The 15,062-nt window shown below is 27.4% G+C and carries 17 protein-coding genes; 7 read left to right on the top strand and 10 right to left on the bottom strand.

Translation table 11 applies throughout. The features are described from left to right. Positions 1–5 precede the first annotated feature (5 nt). The 5 genes from VP91_RS03050 to VP91_RS03030 all read right to left on the bottom strand — a co-directional run bounded on the left by VP91_RS03050 (position 6) and on the right by VP91_RS03030 (position 3,805). Complete coding sequence (locus VP91_RS03050; protein WP_169035966.1) at positions 6–1,148, bottom strand: DNA recombination protein RmuC; 1,143 nt, start codon at positions 1,146–1,148, stop codon at positions 6–8. A gap of 14 nt (positions 1,149–1,162) precedes the next feature. After that, positions 1,163–2,755, bottom strand: coding sequence for a hypothetical protein (locus VP91_RS03045; protein WP_169035965.1), 1,593 nt, complete (start codon positions 2,753–2,755; stop codon positions 1,163–1,165). Next, positions 2,748–3,053 (bottom strand): hypothetical protein, encoded by a 306-nt coding sequence (locus VP91_RS03040; protein ID WP_169035964.1) that lies wholly within the window; start codon positions 3,051–3,053, stop codon positions 2,748–2,750. The genes VP91_RS03045 and VP91_RS03040 overlap by 8 nt, the downstream gene beginning before the upstream one ends. Before the next feature lie 83 nt (positions 3,054–3,136). Next, positions 3,137–3,391, bottom strand: a complete 255-nt coding sequence (locus VP91_RS03035) for a WGR domain-containing protein (protein WP_169035963.1) — start codon at positions 3,389–3,391, stop codon at positions 3,137–3,139. Next, entirely contained in the window at positions 3,392–3,805 is a 414-nt protein-coding gene (locus VP91_RS03030) for a hypothetical protein (protein ID WP_169035962.1), read from the bottom strand. Between the two features lie 121 nt (positions 3,806–3,926). Between VP91_RS03030 and VP91_RS03025 the strand changes: the two genes are divergently transcribed. The 4 genes from VP91_RS03025 to VP91_RS03010 all read left to right on the top strand — a co-directional run bounded on the left by VP91_RS03025 (position 3,927) and on the right by VP91_RS03010 (position 7,653). Continuing rightward, positions 3,927–5,267: a hypothetical protein gene (locus VP91_RS03025; protein WP_169035961.1), complete on the top strand. Its 1,341-nt coding sequence runs from the start codon at positions 3,927–3,929 to the stop codon at positions 5,265–5,267. Between the two features lie 9 nt (positions 5,268–5,276). Further along, positions 5,277–6,740: a hypothetical protein gene (locus tag VP91_RS03020; RefSeq protein WP_169035960.1), complete on the top strand. Its 1,464-nt coding sequence runs from the start codon at positions 5,277–5,279 to the stop codon at positions 6,738–6,740. A gap of 8 nt (positions 6,741–6,748) precedes the next feature. Next, positions 6,749–6,949 carry a hypothetical protein gene (locus VP91_RS03015; protein WP_169035959.1) on the top strand — a complete coding sequence of 67 codons (201 nt, stop codon included), beginning with the start codon at positions 6,749–6,751 and terminating at the stop codon, positions 6,947–6,949. Positions 6,950–7,077: 128 nt separating this feature from the next. Continuing rightward, the gene (locus VP91_RS03010; RefSeq protein WP_169035958.1) at positions 7,078–7,653 is read left to right on the top strand and encodes a hypothetical protein; all 576 of its coding nucleotides are present in this window, start codon (positions 7,078–7,080) and stop codon (positions 7,651–7,653) included. Positions 7,654–7,744: 91 nt separating this feature from the next. On the opposite strand, the gene VP91_RS03005 is transcribed toward VP91_RS03010, so the two are convergent. After that, complete coding sequence (locus tag VP91_RS03005) at positions 7,745–8,362, bottom strand: hypothetical protein (protein WP_169035957.1); 618 nt, start codon at positions 8,360–8,362, stop codon at positions 7,745–7,747. A 250-nt stretch (positions 8,363–8,612) separates the two neighbouring features. Here VP91_RS03005 and VP91_RS03000 point away from each other — a divergent pair, with 250 nt between their 5' ends. Next, positions 8,613–9,296 (top strand): DUF6134 family protein, encoded by a 684-nt coding sequence (locus tag VP91_RS03000; protein WP_169035956.1) that lies wholly within the window; start codon positions 8,613–8,615, stop codon positions 9,294–9,296. A 4-nt stretch (positions 9,297–9,300) separates the two neighbouring features. Here VP91_RS03000 and VP91_RS02995 read toward each other — a convergent pair whose 3' ends face one another. From VP91_RS02995 to tldD, 3 genes are read right to left on the bottom strand one after another with little or no spacing between them, the layout of a single operon-like run. Next, positions 9,301–10,272 carry an NAD(P)/FAD-dependent oxidoreductase gene (locus VP91_RS02995; protein ID WP_169035955.1) on the bottom strand — a complete coding sequence of 324 codons (972 nt, stop codon included), beginning with the start codon at positions 10,270–10,272 and terminating at the stop codon, positions 9,301–9,303. Beyond that, complete coding sequence (locus VP91_RS02990; RefSeq protein ID WP_169035954.1) at positions 10,269–11,588, bottom strand: TldD/PmbA family protein; 1,320 nt, start codon at positions 11,586–11,588, stop codon at positions 10,269–10,271. The genes VP91_RS02995 and VP91_RS02990 overlap by 4 nt, the downstream gene beginning before the upstream one ends. Positions 11,589–11,593: 5 nt before the next feature. Further along, positions 11,594–13,006, bottom strand: a complete 1,413-nt coding sequence (gene tldD / locus VP91_RS02985) for a metalloprotease TldD (RefSeq protein ID WP_169035953.1) — start codon at positions 13,004–13,006, stop codon at positions 11,594–11,596. Positions 13,007–13,101: 95 nt separating this feature from the next. Here tldD and VP91_RS02980 point away from each other — a divergent pair, with 95 nt between their 5' ends. Both VP91_RS02980 and VP91_RS02975 read left to right on the top strand, forming a co-directional pair. Next, a complete protein-coding gene (locus VP91_RS02980; protein WP_169035952.1) occupies positions 13,102–13,449 on the top strand; it encodes a thiol-disulfide oxidoreductase DCC family protein in 348 nt (115 codons plus the stop codon). Between the two features lie 46 nt (positions 13,450–13,495). After that, on the top strand, positions 13,496–14,044 hold the full coding sequence (locus VP91_RS02975) for a tetratricopeptide repeat protein (RefSeq protein ID WP_169035951.1): 549 nt from the start codon (positions 13,496–13,498) through the stop codon (positions 14,042–14,044). Between the two features lies 1 nt (position 14,045). On the opposite strand, the gene VP91_RS02970 is transcribed toward VP91_RS02975, so the two are convergent. Then, a partial coding sequence (locus VP91_RS02970) for a hypothetical protein (protein WP_169035950.1) occupies positions 14,046–15,062 on the bottom strand: 1,017 nt, incomplete at its 5' end.

Here is a 15,062-nt window from a genome sequence, read left to right as displayed (position 1 = left end):
TGCCCTTAATTTTTAAAGTTTGATTTTTTTAATTCTTCTGGATCTTCAACAAATGTTATCATTTTATCTTTTTCTTCAGTTTTACTTATCTGTCCTGTATTAAGTCCATGATCATCTTTGAGTTTTATTATCTTTGACTCTAAACCTTGTGAAGAACCATACGATGTATGAACAACTTCTGTTAAAGATTTTGCGTGTGTATTATGGCTTGATATTAATGTTTTTAAGCTTTTTTTCAGGATGCTAAATTTATTATAAATATCTTCACCTTTTCCGATCATTGAATCTATTTTTGATATTTGTTTTTCTTGATTCTTAATTGAGGTAATGGTCGATATTAAACTCATAATGCTTATTGGTCCCGACAACATAATATTTTTTTCAAAACATATATCTAAAATGTCATCAGATTTTTCAAGTATACTTAAATAGCAACTATCAAATGGTAGAAAAAGAACCACATATTGAAATGAATTTAAGTTATGAATCTTTAAATAATCTTTAGTAGAAAGTTGATCTATATGAGTTTTAACAGACTCTATGTGCTTCTTTAAGTGAAATTCTCTTGTTTCTTGGTCTTTAGCATTAGAAAACTCTTGAAAAGACTTTAAAGAAACTTTGCAATCTATAATTATATGGTCTGTGACTGGGCCTTTAATATTCAATATAAAGTCTGGATTAACTACTTTTTTGTTTCCAGTTAGAGGGTCTGTAATTGTATGACCCTTTCTTTCTTCAAAATCTCCATCATCTTCACTTAGACCATTTTTTTCGAGCAATCTTCTTAGTTTTTTTTCATTAAATCTTCCCTGATATTTCGCATCACCTACTAACTTTTCATGAAAATTTTTAAATATAGAAGCTTGGTTTTTATGTTCAGTTAAAATTGCATTACTTTGATCTTTAAATTCTTCAACATTTTTCCTATCCAAGATTAATTGTTCTTTATCTTTTTTTAGATCTTCTAAATATTTTTCAGTAATATTAATCCTATCTATTAATTTTTCATTATTATTTTGAAGTTTTAGAAATTCAGGATTATCTAAATCCACAGGCTTAGTTTTTTTTGAATAATAAAAAAAATAACCCACTAAAAACAAAACAGATATAGTTAATACAATTACTGATATTATTAGTGTCTCTATCATAATAGCTTTATACCTTAATTACTGTATTTTGACCATTGTTTAGAATATCTTCTGACAACGGCATTATTATCGATACATGCTGATATCAAATATGTTAAACAATCTGAGAATTCTCTAGAACCATCTCCATTACCAGTTGCATGACTCAATTCATGTAAAAAAGTTGAAAAGATTTTACCAAAGCTTTGAGAAAATAAATCTGCGTGCAGATATACTGTTTTTGAATTATAATCAGAATTATTTTTAATTTCTCCCAATAACTCTTTACAAAAAATCTTTTTAAAATTTAATTTATATAAAGACTCATCTTCATCTTCTTCATTATTAAAAAGTTTTGCAAAAGATGGGCTAACACCTTTGGCAGCTTCAAAACAAAAATTTATCGCTTTTTGTTCCTTAGGTGAAAGTTCTTTTGTTTTTTTATTTTTAATTCTTTTTTCAGCGTTAGCCTTAGACCTGATAAAACTTTCTAATGAACTTAAAACACCAAAATTATTAAAATAACTTGGAAGCATAATCTTATTACTTTTCTTTTGTTTGCTATCTCGATTTCTAATGTAATTTTGAGTACGAGTACTAAACCAATCGTGATAAGTTATTTCTCTGGAATAAGTAAATTTACTTTCACTTATATAATCATTACCAAATAAATCTTTTAATGATTTATCATCTTTAAGTCTTCCATAAGTACTTGAGGCTATTGCACTTAAAAGAAGGTGACCTTTGGGCCAAATCTCCTTTGAAGATTTTAATATATATTTAATGGCAGGATTATTTTTCATTTCAGCATAATAAAAACCGCTTCTTGCAAATATAGAGTAAAAAGTACTTTGCAATTTTGAATCAAATGCTTGACGGTCTCTGTCGATCTTAACTTTCTTTTCTAGGGCCGCGTAAGATTTATCTATAGAAATAATGACTGGTATCCCTTTTATATCAACTCTTTTAAGACCTTTATAAAAACCAAATCCATCTTTTGTTATAGATTTGTAAATAGTAATATCATTGTATGAGTGTAATACTTCTCCAATTAAAGGATTGTTACTATAAAAGAAATTACGAAGACCAAACTCAAACGCTTTTTTAAGTTTTTTATCTAGCGTATTTATAATGAAATAATTTCCTTTTAGCTTATTGATTTTAAAATAATTATATACGAGGGCTCTAAGTCCATCTGTGCCTGGAACTTCTGCTCCAACACTAACTACAAGGCATTTATCACCAGAAATCATTATTGGGTTATAAATACCCATTCTAGCCATATCTGATAAGCACTTCTTAACTCCTTCGCCGTGAGACCCGATCATAGATTCTTGTTCAGATTTTGATGATCCTATATAATATAATTTTTCTAATGAATATTCATTTGGAGCATAAACTTTAATTTGATCATTATCTGTTGTAATTTTTATTTGATCTATATCCATTTTGGCCGAAACAACACCGTCTCTTGCGTTTTGTAAAATATCACGACTTATTTTTTCATGATCCCAAACTTCTTCCCCCCAGCTGGTTGTAACAGATGACTCTATGGATTTAATGTGCTCTACTTCACTAACTTCTTTTAAGTCTAAAATGATATCCTTTAATTTTTTAATGTTATTCATTGTTACCTCCTATTTTCTTTATATTATTAATTTTATATAACTCTTCTTTTATTACCTCAATTTCTGTTAAACCTTTTAGGTATCTTCTTTTTTGTTTTTGTTTCTTTAAAAATTTTAAAATAATTAAAGGTAGAAAGTAAATCTTAAAAAATAAACTTTCTATTCTTCTTTCCTGATAATATTTAAATTTAGCTTTTTCGCTTATTTGTTGATGTTCAAAATACTCTAAACATTCACGTTGCCATACCAACATATATTGTAATCTTTCCTCTAAAATATACTTAAAGTTTTTATTCATATTTTCTCTTATTAGTTATTTATCATATGATGAATGAAGTATATTAACTCGATTATAAGTACTGTTTCTAAAATAGACATAATTTAATGTTCTTTGTATCCTTTCGATGTTTTCTCTCTAATTTTTTTTTCACAATATTTTTCAGCTGCTTCTTTTGAAACAAAAGTATCTTTTCCTCCATTTTTATTAATCATAAAAACTTTTGAAGCAGGATTTTTAATCCCAATTCGTCCGTAAGTAACAACAAGTTTTTTTGCTTCTAAGTTTATTTCCCAAAATTTGTGGGCATTTGTTCCTAGATCTTTATATTCAAAGTGTCTCATTTTTTTTCCCTTCATTTAGTTAAGTGTTTTACTTTTATCTGCTTCTTTTCTTCTTCCGAAGTCATCCATTTCATCACTATCTGTAGTCCATTCATCTAATGATGACATATATTCTTTATGTTGATCTAATAATTGCTTTGAAACCGCTCGCGTGTAGTACTTGAAGGCTGGATAGCTCATTTTAAACATCATTTCTTGCATCAGTCTGTAATGAAATAGATATAAAGATTTATCTCTATCAATCCCTTCTCGATTAGTTTTGTCTCTAAATGCTTGAATTAATTCTTTTGAAAAAGCATCCATCTTGTCGAAAATATCTTGATTTGTTTCAACTTTTAGTTGCTTTAAAGTTTTTGTTTTAAATGGAATTACTTTTGCATCTAAAGAAGACTTTTTTTTTATCAATTTTTTGTCTTTAGTATCGCTCATAACGACGTTTTATCAGGTAAAAAACTAAAGTCAACTCTTTTCTTTGTCATTTGACAATAAATATTACAATATTATCCTTGTTATATTGTCATTTAGTTATATATAAAGAGTATAAAATTTTATGATTCGACAAAAAAAAACAGCTAATACAAAAAGAAATAGTGAAGAAATTCGAAAAAATGGTGAATTATTATCTATAATTCTTGAAAAATCCAAAATTTCTCAAAGACTCTGCTCGATAAACATGGGTGAAAACGATGCCTTTTTAACAAATTTTATCTATAGATCTCCAATATGTTTTAGTAGAGATTTTTCTTATAGATTTTTATCAAGTATTTACCATTTTTTAGTTAGAGATTCTCAAAAAAAATCAAATGAAAGATTTGATGAGATAATAAATGATGAAACAATCAAAAATCTTGATATCAATAAAAAATTGTTAATCCCAGCTCTTCAAAGACACACCCTAGCACTTATTAATATTAATAGAGAAATTTTTGAAAGAAATGATGAAGAAATAGTAGAAAATTATATTCAAGAAATTTATCCAGAAAAATTTGAAGGTTACAAAAACTTTTTAAGAGGGTTGGATTATGAAAGAACAGGTTTAAAGAATGTATTAAATGTACAACAGCTTTATGAACAAGAACATCAAAATACTTTAGAAAAAGTTTTATCTATTGAAGAAATTGATATGCTTAATGAATATTCTGATTTTGAGATTCAAATGGAGTCTACAAATAACTTTTTTTATATATGTGAAAATTTAAGATCTAAATTGATTCCATCTTTTTATTCTCCAACTGATTATAAAGAAATAAAGATGGACCATTTTAATAAAGGAGCTTTTTTAATAAGACGTAAAGAAGTAAATCAATTAAAGAATAACAATACTATTGGTGGAGAGATAGTATGGAAATCAGGTAAATTTAATTTTGAAATTGAAAAAAAGACAAAAAGTGGGTGGTTCTTTGGCAAAAAGAAAGGTAATGAAGAAAACAAAGAGACAAAAGAATTAAAAGAAATTGAAGCTATCACAAAGGAAGTGGAAGAATTGGCAAAAATACAAGCCACAAATGAATTAAAAAATGAAATTTTAACAAAGAAAAACTATGAAAAAATACTAAACATTGCGAAAGAAGAAGCTCAAAATTTGGATAATAAAGGTTATATTGATAAGAAACAAAAAGGTAAATTAGGTGAATATATTGAAACTTCAGATTTTTTAAAAAAACAAGAAGAGCAACATCTAGCTATGAGAAAATTAGCTAATAAAGGAAAGCAAATTAGATTATATGAAATAGACGAATTAATTAATAAATATGGTAATACAGAAATTATAAGAAATTTTGTAAATAGTTTTGGTTTAATAAAAATGGAGCCACCTGAAAAAGAAAAATTATTTAAAGATGAAAATGAAATTAATATTATCAAAGAAAAAGAAGAAAAAAAATTAGCTTAGAAAAAAATTATGCAACTATTTACCTATTTTGATTGTGAATCGGACGCCGGAGCGGCAGGAAAAGCAACTTGTCTTTCTATTGCAGCAGTAACTGTAGATGAGAATTTTAATGAAGTTTCCATAGGTGGAGTTCCCGCCCAATGGAAAATTAATTCAAGATTTAAAAGATCTCGCGTTTTTGAAATAGATGCCATGTTAGCCCACAATATTCCCATAGAAGTTATTAAAAAAGAGGCTCTTTCAAATGGTCAGCTAGTGGATGAATGGGAAAGAAGATTTAAAATACTAGCGGATCATGGCACCGTTTTCGTGGGCTATAATTCAATGAATTACGATAACATTTTACTGCAAAATACTTTATTTATTAATCTTAAATGGCCCTACATTACAAATAAACAACAGTTTGATCTTTTACCAGCTATCAGAGCTGCAAGTGTCTTTGCACCGGGTGCACTGAATTATGAACTTAATGCAAAGGGCAACACTTCATTCAAATTACAATCAATGCTAGCTGCAAATAATATCCATACTGAAGGAGCACATGACTCGCTATATGATACTATCGCCACGAAGGACCTTGCTAAAAGATTATTTGAAAAAGCTCCAGATGTTTTTAATGCATCTATTGAATTAAGAAAAAAAGCTGATGTACTTCCAAAAATTCAAGAAGGAATATTTTGTTGGCATGAAGCTTTTTTTAAAACAAAGATTTATTGTGGAATGCATTTAGGTAACACTATTTTTCCTGGATGGTATTATCTATACGATTTAAGAAAACATCCAGATGAGGTTATAAAATTAGATAGAGAAGGACTAAAACAAAGTCTAAAAGAATCTCCTAAATGGCTTCGTACTTTAAAAAGTAATCGTGCACCTCTTATAATGGATAGTGAGATGGCACTACTAGATGAAAGCTATAAAACATTAGGAATGAGTGAACTAAAGAAAAGATATAATTTATTAAAAAAACATAAAGATGAACTTTCATCAAGAATAAGAGACATTATTGAAGAACAATATTCTGAAAAACAAGAATTTAATCAAGAAGAACTTCAGCCTGAAGAAAAAATTTACTCGTTAAATCCATCCAATGAAGAACGAAATTTAATGACTCAATTTAATCAAGATAATACCTCTCAAGAAAAGAAAAGAATTTTTAATCTTTTTAAAAGAGACGATGTTAAAATTTTAGCAGAAATGAAATTATTCGATGATAACGATGGTAATGAAGATAAATTTTGTGAAATTTTAAGCAAGAGAGACTATAAAAGAATTAAAAAAAGAATAGCTACAAATATTCTTGATATGTCAGATAAGCCAAGTCCATTCACTAAAATACCTACACAACAAACTAGATTAGATACATTAAGAGTAATAGCCGAAAAAAATGAAGATCATGAAAAAATGAAACAACTTGATAGCTTTGATAAATATCTAGAAGAGATGAAACTCTTTTATGGAAAAGCATCATAAAAATTACAATGAGCATAATTAAAGCTGAAAAATTAGAAATCGAGATTCAAGAACAAAAAATTAAAAATGCAGGCTGTAAATATTTAATTTTAATAAGAACTAAAGAAAAATTACAACAAAAACTTAAAGTTATTACTACAAACCAGAAACCAATTATTAAAAGTACAGTATCAATCAACAATATAGTTAAAATGAAAGCTAATATTTAACTTATTCAAATTTTACTAAGCCAATTTTTTCGGTGTACTGCTATACCAAGTTTTAACTGCCTACTCCTGAGCTACTAGGCCAATTTTCTCAAGTGTACACCTAAAAAATTATTTGTTAGGGTAAATTGATGAAAAAAGTTGAATATGACTATGGGGATAAAAGAAAATTAACAGAAATTAAAAAAAAATTTAAAATAAATCAATTCATCAAAATTTTAGATTCTAAAGATAGCCCAAGTATATTTTCTACCTTAGAAGAAATTACTAAAATTGATATATCTATTGATGATGAATTTACCAATAAAATGGGCTTAGTAAATTTTTTTAAAAAAATAAGTAATCAACTTACATACTCACCCCTAATAGCCTTTGCTGCTGATAATGAATTTGCTTCTAACTTTTTAGATTTTGGATTATTAAAATGTACATTGAATAAAAAAAATGATTTTCAAATTTATTTAATTAAAAGTGATATTTATACGAAAGGCATCTCATATGGAGATGTTAATAGTTATAATTATTTTGAGTTAAATAAAGAACCTGAAAATAATAAACTTCTTAAAATTTTATATGATGAAATAAAAAAGAGTAGCAAAATGTTATATGCTGAAGATATTTATTTTTTTGCTAAATTAAAATGGTCAAAAGCAAAACTTAAAAAAATTGTTAAAACTACTGATGAACTAGTATTTCATGAAGATTGATTTTCTAACACCCACCTTTTTTACAAGCACCACAACTTGAGCAGATAATCCATCCACAACTATTGCACTCATAATCAAAAATATTATCTCTTTAATTTTTTGCATTTTTTAATCTTTCCTTTCTTTTCATTTCAGCTTTTCTTTTTTGATATATTCGATCTCCCTCTCTTTTAATTTCTTTTTGAGCTTCAGACATGTTGGCCCATCTTTTTTTTTGTCTGTTTGTTTCACTTATTTTTAATTTCTCTAATTTTTTACCTGATAAATTTTCTAAATAATTTCTATTTCTCTCTCTTTTTTCTTCTAACTGCTCTTTAGTTAAATTTTGATATCTAAGTTTGTCCTTTTTTTTCTTTTCTGATTTACTCATTTGATCTCTATAGCTTTTGCTCAAAGCATTTTTTCTAAATGTATCTTCATCAATTTCTTTATTTTTAAATCTTAATATATTTTCTTTAGTCGAGAGTTTATAAATTTCTTTTAAAGGTCTTCTTCTTTTTCCCATTTGCCCAAAAACTAAATTTTCCCTATCAACTTCTGTTCTTGTGAGTAAGGCATTTTTTTCATCTGGGTTTAAATAGCCTCGGCCCATAAAATCTGTTTTTGTCCAAGTGGGGTATTTATCTATTATTTTTTGAATTACATCATCAGATCTTAATACCCATTGGTTATTACCTTTTGGGTTTCTATTAAAATTATCATTTTCCATTAATATAATAGCTTAACAAATCACCAATAAAGTGTCGACAGTCAAAACCTTAGTAAACTCATAAGACTTGTTTAATTTATCTAATTATCTAAAAGTGTTGATATGGAATTATTCTTAATATTAAAAATATTGTTTGTTATAGGGGTTCTTATTTTCGGTTACGCCGTGTTGAGAAACCTTGATATTATTAAAATTATTCTAGTATATTTCAAAGATTTGCTTCTTGGAAGATAACTTAATTAAATCATAAATGAAAAAAATATTATTTGTTTTATTAATTTTAACACTAAGTATTTCAGGTTTAGCAGCTCACACATCCCATTATCAAAACTTTAAAAAAATTGAAATGGAAATTTTAAAGAATGGTAAAATTATTGGTTACAACATATATTTTTTTAATAAAAAGAATGATGTTCTAACAGTCAGAAATCAAATTCAATTTAAAGTAAATCTTTTCGGTGTCGATGTATTTAATTTTAAAGGTTATGGTATAGAAAAATACAAAAATAATAAACTCATATCATACGAATCTAAAACAAAACAAAATGATAAAGAAAAATTTGTAAATTTAATTTATGAACCTGAAAATGATAAATTTAATATAAAAGGATCTTCATTTACCGGCTTTGCAGAAACTAATAATATCCTAGGTAATTGGTGGAATCATCAAATATTACAAGCAGAGTCACAAATTAGTCCTATATCTGGAAGTATAAAGAAGCAGGTTGTAACATTTTTAGCTAAAGAAAAAATTGAGCTTAATGGAAAAATAATTGAAGTTGAACATTTTAAATTAACATCAAAAGAAAAAAGAAATCAAAAAAAGAAAAAACTAGATTTTGATATTTGGTACGATAGTGAAAATGCTCTAATCGTGAAGGTTTCTTATTCAAAAATGGGTGATTGGGAATATAGGCTAAAAAACTATGAGTAAATTTTTATTTATTAATTTTTACAGATAAATCTTTTGCACTCAGCCAACCTGACTCAAGTCTAGAGCCTACGAACCAATCGGCACAGACCCCAAGTCTTAGATTATTATTCCAGTAGCTTTTAATATTAAGTGGTTTAGAATTAGATGAGTATCTCCATCCATGATTTTGAATATGAAAAATTTTATTTTTTTTTAAGTTTGTTAGTTCAAAAAATTTTTTGACTAAAATTTTTGCATTATTTATCTTATTGATCTTGTTTTTATCTATTACTTTATTAGCCCACTTATACGTACTTTGTAATGTCCATAAGTCATAATTACTTTTAAATCTTTTTTTACTATTTTCATATGCTGCCCAACCTAAAATTGGATCAGAAAAAAAATAACTACTAATATTTGATCCTGTTTTTTTTGTAACAAACATAACTGTAATATTGGCATCCATCTTTACTTTTTGTTTAATGAATTGGTGATTAATATATTTTTTTGTAAGATTTTTTAATTGAGGAAATGGACAAGTTAATATCAAAGATTTATAAAACTTTTTAGTACCATCAGAAAAATCTAGCTCCCAAACCTTATCTTTATTAGAAATTTTTATAAGCTCACTGTTAAAAGTACAATTAATATTTTCTAATAAATATTTGCTAATGGAATTGTTTCCTTTATATCCAATTATTTTAATGTGCTTTTTATTCTCTTTTTTATCTGTTTTTAGAAATATATGTTTACCTTGCCATTTTTTGAGTATTTTTTTTGTAATTAGATTGTTTACAAATCTTTTAAATGGAAGGCTTTTGGGGGAAATATATTGAACTCCATGATCAAAAGTTCCATTCTTATCAAATTTTTTATTAGATGATCTTCCTCCTACACCTCTTGCTTTGTCATATACATCTAATGAATATTTCTTACTTATAATATTGGCAATTGTAGCACCAGAAATGCCAGTGCCGATAACACAGAAGTCCTTCATTTTCCTGCAACAACCATGCCTTCTATTAACATTGTTGGAGCATTTGTTGAATATTTAAACTCAAGATCATCTGCCAGTGTTATGTTTTTAAATATATCCTTAAAATTTCCAGCTATAGTAATTTCACTAACGGGGTATTTAAATACACCATTTTCTAACATAAACCCATTGGCTCCAACCGAATAATCTCCTGTAACTAGATTACTTCCATGACCAATTGTTTCTGTAATGTAGAGAGCTCTTGAGTTTAGTTTCAAAAGATCTTCATATGAGATAGACCCTTTTTCAAAAAATAAATTACTTGTTCCTCCACTTCTGCCATTTGATTTTAAGTTCAATTTTTTTCCATAATAAGTATCAACGAGATAGTGCTTTAAAACACCCTTATCCACTAATTTTAATTCCTTAGTTTTAACTCCCTCGCTATCAAAATATCTAGAACCTAATCCTTTAACTATATCAGGCTTGTCATAGATATTTATTGAGGTTGAAAATATTTCTTCATTTATTTTATTTTTTAAAAATGAAGTACCTCTTGCTACAGATGATGCAGTTATTGCACTTGCAAAAGCACTTAGTATTCCTTTTGAAATTCTTCTATCGAAGATAATACTTATTTTTTCACTTTCAATTTTTTGAGGATTCAATTTTTGAATTGTTTTTTTAGCTGCCAATAATCCAATTTGATTTGGTTTAAGCATATCATGTAAGTGGCAGGTGTTTGTAAACTCATAATCTCTTTCCATATTATCATTAGCGTCTTTTGCTATAGCAACACATGATGCAGAAAAAGAGGAAGATTTATATCCATTTAAAAAACCATCACTACTTGCTAATATAAAGTTAGATCTAGACTCTGTAAAACCTGTTTCTGTATTAATAATTTCTTTTTTTTCAAGTGCAGATTCCTCGGCTTCTTTTAAATATTCAATCTTTTTATCATTTTCTATGTGGTCATCATCATATAAATTTAAATCATTAATTTTATTTCCTAACAAATCTTGATCTGGTAAGGAATTAAATTCATCCTCTGGTGTAATTTTTGTTGTTTCAATACATCTCTCTATTAAAGTTTCAATATTATCTTCATTAAGATTTGATGATGTAATACCAGATTTCTTTTTTCCAATATAAGTTTCTAAACCAACCCCTAGACCATCTGATCTGTTAGATTCATCTAGTTTTCTATTTCTAAAATTAACTGTTTCAGAAATTGAATGTCCTACTACTGCTGTCACATCGGTTGCACCTAATTTTTTAGCTAAATTTATACAATAAGATGCTGTTTTTTTTAAATAATCTTGATCTTTAATCATATGATTTATAATTGAGTTCCACCAACAGTCATTTTATCAATTAAGATTGATGGCTGTGCCACACCAACTGGAACACCTTGCCCGGCTTTTCCACAGGTTCCAATGCCTGGATCAAGCATCATATTGTTTCCAACTAATGAAACTTCTTTTAAAATTGAAGGACCATCACCAATTAATGTTGCTCCCTTGATAGGTGACCCTATCTTTCCATTAATAATTTCATAAGCTTCTGTGCAATTAAATACAAATTTTCCCGAAGTAATATCAACTTGACCACCCCCAAAACTTACTGCAAATATTCCTTTATCGACTGATTTAATCATCTCTTCTTGAGAATATTTTCCATTTAACATCATTGTGTTTCTCATTCTTGGAAGAACAGCGTGTTTGTAGCTTTCTCTTCTGCCACTTCCAGTAGATCTAGTATTCATTAATCTTGCATTTAAGCGGTCTTGCATAAAATTTTTTAAAATACCATTTTCAATTAAAACAGTTTTTTCTGTAGGTGTACCTTCATCATCAATTGTTAAACTGCCTCTTTTATTATGTAGAGTTCCATCATCTACAATAGTAACACCCTCGCTTGCAACTCTTTGTCCCATGAGATTATGAAAAGCAGATGTTTTTTTTCTATTAAAATCTCCTTCTAAGCCATGCCCTATAGCTTCATGAATTAGTATTGCTGGCCATCCTGGTCCCAACACAACTTTCATTTCTCCAGCCGGTGCAGGTTTACTTTCTAAATTTACCGAAGCAATTCTAAATGCTTCATCACAAACTGTTTTCCAGTTGTCATTTTTCAGATACTCATCATACGATTGTCTTCCACCAATCCCATAAACTCCTGTTTCTTTTTTTCCGTTTTTTTCAAGCATCACCGAAACATTGAAACGAATTAAAGGCCTAACATCTGTTAGTACTTCACCACCTGATCTAATAATTTCTACAGACTTGTGCTCCCCGGTAAAACTAGCTGTAACCTGCTGAACAATACCTCCTTTTGCTCTAGTATAATTATTAACTTCCTTCAAAAGTTCTAATTTAGATTGAAGCAATTTTTCCTCTATAGGATTGACACCTTTATAAAACTTCTCATTGGTTTTTGGAATTTCATGATTGTAAACTCCGTTTTGTGACTTGAGTGTTGATCTTAAGTTATCAGCTGATTGTTTTAACGAATTTTTAGAAATTTCATTTGAATGGGAGTATGCAACGACCTCACCTGTTACAGCTCTTAAACCATAACCTAGGTCAGAGCTATAAGTGGAGCTTTTAATTTTGTCATCATCCAATACAATTGACTCACTTTTTGAATTTTCTAAATAAAGCTCCCCATCATCACATTTATTTAAAGTTTCAGAAATAATACCTTCTGCATCGTTTCTACTTAAATCTGTCTTAGAAAAAAAATCACTCATATTAATAAACTAGTATTTATTTAGTTTTTTTCAATTGTTGAAATTAGCACATGTACAAACTAATTGATTTCTAATAATTTTACAGAAAAAAATTTATGAAAGTTTATTATAACGAATCCTGTAATATTTGTAGAGCTGAGGTAAATCTCTATAAAAAGCAAAATATAAAAGAAATTGAGTGGATAGATATCACTAATAATATAGTTGCAGAAAAGGACACATCAAAAGATGACAAAACTCTTTTAAGAAGACTGCATGTAGAAGAAGGTGGGCAAGTATTTGGGGGCGCAAAAGCTTTTTTGCTTGTTTGGAAAAAAATACCAAAATATAAATTTTTGTATACTTTTTTTAAATTACCAATAATTTTTACTTTATTTTCATTCTTTTATGAAATTATTGCTTTCTTTTTATATTTAAAAAATAAAAATCAGCTTTCTAAATAAACTTTTACTTATTGAGAGTGGCTACTAATTCATTTATGTTTCTACTATGAGAGTTTATAAAATTTTTATATTATTTTTTTTAATAAGTAGTTTTTTTCTTTCAGCACAAGCATCTCAAAAAATCATTCTAGATAAACTTTTTAATCAACTTATTAAAGCCGATGATTCAGCTGATGTAGAAAAAATAGAAAAAAAAATTTGGTCTGTTTGGAGCAAGCATCCTAATAACACGCTAACAGAAAAGTTGGAATTTGGAATAGAACTAATGCAGTATGGAGATTATGATTATGCATTAAAAGTTTTTAATAATGTCATAATAAATGACCCTAATTGGTCTGAAGCTTGGAATAAAAGAGCTACTCTTTATTTTTTGATGAGTAAGTTTAAAAGTTCTCTAAATGATATTGATAAAGTTTTAAGTATGGAGCCTAGACATTTTGGTGCTTTATCAGGACAAGCAAGAATTTATATAAAACTACAAAAATATGAAAAAGCTATTAAAAGTATAGAAAGAGCACTTGAGTTTCACCCATCATTTAAAAGTCGACAACTAATACCCGAGATTGAAAGATTAATTAAAGAAGAAAGTGTTTAACTCAATCTTTTTTAGCTCTTTTTCTTGAAATTAAATGAGTTAGTGAATCTACCATCAAATCTGAAGCTTTAAATATTTCATTAGTCTTAAATTCATATGAAAAATTTTTTTCAGGGTTCGACTTATCCTCAATAATTATTCCCTTTTCTGGAGAGTTATCTTTTATATAAATTAACAATAACCACTCTTCGTCTGGAGCTTCGTCCCATTTAATAAATATTTCACCGGTTTCAAACCTTTGATCAATACACCTAAAAATTGACATATGTCTGGTTATATGACGCTTATTAAGCTGAAACACTAAACTGCTTGCACTTCTATAAAAGCTTTCAAGTGAGAGTTCAATTTTTTGTCTTGCTATTTTATAGTTTTTCTCTTTTTGTAATAATGTTTTTCTATCTTCACTACCTGTAATCTTTACTCCTAAAGCTTCAACTCTTTCTCTAATTTTTTGATCTCTAATAACTCTATACTTGTCTTTTAATTTTTCTATTCTTGCCTGAAGACCTGCGTAGTCATCTCTTTTTTCTTTTAAGGATAATTTTTCGATTTTTTCTAGTTCTTTAATTTCTCTTATTCTAAATTTTTCAATTTGCTTTTCTAATTGAAGTTGTTTAAGAAACTGTTTTTGTCTTTCTGCTTGTTCAATTCTTACTAATGCTTGTTCTTTACGTAAAAATAACTTTATATCTTTAGTTCTTTCCTTTTCTAACTTTATTTCTTCCTTTAAATTTTTTTCTTTAAGTTTAGTTTGAAATTCTGCTTCTTTTATTTTTGCTTTATAAATTAATACTTTTTCTTTTTCTTTTTTTTCAATTTCTTCTAATTTTTTTTTCTTTTTTTGATCAGCTTTTAATGTCTTATATTCAGTTATCTTATTAGCAAAAATATCAAAAAATGCTTTTATGTATTTTTCAAAACTTAAATTAAGCTTAAAACTAAATTTTTTTTTTAAATAATATTGAAACTCAATTATTCTTAATACAAAACTTACTTTTTTTTTAATCGGTAATCTTTT

Origin of the sequence: Candidatus Pelagibacter communis, from assembly GCF_012932795.1 — a bacterium.
GTDB lineage: Bacteria > Pseudomonadota > Alphaproteobacteria > Pelagibacterales > Pelagibacteraceae > Pelagibacter > Pelagibacter ubique_S.
This window is presented reverse-complemented; position numbering and strand designations above follow the sequence as displayed.

Coding starts and splice junctions, on each gene's coding strand:
- VP91_RS03050 (WP_169035966.1), bottom strand. CDS start 1,148: ATGATAGAGACACTAATAATATCAGTAATTGTATTAACTATATCTGTT.
- VP91_RS03045 (WP_169035965.1), bottom strand. CDS start 2,755: ATGAATAACATTAAAAAATTAAAGGATATCATTTTAGACTTAAAAGAA.
- VP91_RS03040 (WP_169035964.1), bottom strand. CDS start 3,053: ATGAATAAAAACTTTAAGTATATTTTAGAGGAAAGATTACAATATATG.
- VP91_RS03035 (WP_169035963.1), bottom strand. CDS start 3,391: ATGAAGGGAAAAAAAATGAGACACTTTGAATATAAAGATCTAGGAACA.
- VP91_RS03030 (WP_169035962.1), bottom strand. CDS start 3,805: ATGAGCGATACTAAAGACAAAAAATTGATAAAAAAAAAGTCTTCTTTA.
- VP91_RS03025 (WP_169035961.1), top strand. CDS start 3,927: ATGATTCGACAAAAAAAAACAGCTAATACAAAAAGAAATAGTGAAGAA.
- VP91_RS03020 (WP_169035960.1), top strand. CDS start 5,277: ATGCAACTATTTACCTATTTTGATTGTGAATCGGACGCCGGAGCGGCA.
- VP91_RS03015 (WP_169035959.1), top strand. CDS start 6,749: ATGAGCATAATTAAAGCTGAAAAATTAGAAATCGAGATTCAAGAACAA.
- VP91_RS03010 (WP_169035958.1), top strand. CDS start 7,078: ATGAAAAAAGTTGAATATGACTATGGGGATAAAAGAAAATTAACAGAA.
- VP91_RS03005 (WP_169035957.1), bottom strand. CDS start 8,362: ATGGAAAATGATAATTTTAATAGAAACCCAAAAGGTAATAACCAATGG.
- VP91_RS03000 (WP_169035956.1), top strand. CDS start 8,613: ATGAAAAAAATATTATTTGTTTTATTAATTTTAACACTAAGTATTTCA.
- VP91_RS02995 (WP_169035955.1), bottom strand. CDS start 10,272: ATGAAGGACTTCTGTGTTATCGGCACTGGCATTTCTGGTGCTACAATT.
- VP91_RS02990 (WP_169035954.1), bottom strand. CDS start 11,588: ATGATTAAAGATCAAGATTATTTAAAAAAAACAGCATCTTATTGTATA.
- tldD (WP_169035953.1), bottom strand. CDS start 13,006: ATGAGTGATTTTTTTTCTAAGACAGATTTAAGTAGAAACGATGCAGAA.
- VP91_RS02980 (WP_169035952.1), top strand. CDS start 13,102: ATGAAAGTTTATTATAACGAATCCTGTAATATTTGTAGAGCTGAGGTA.
- VP91_RS02975 (WP_169035951.1), top strand. CDS start 13,496: ATGAGAGTTTATAAAATTTTTATATTATTTTTTTTAATAAGTAGTTTT.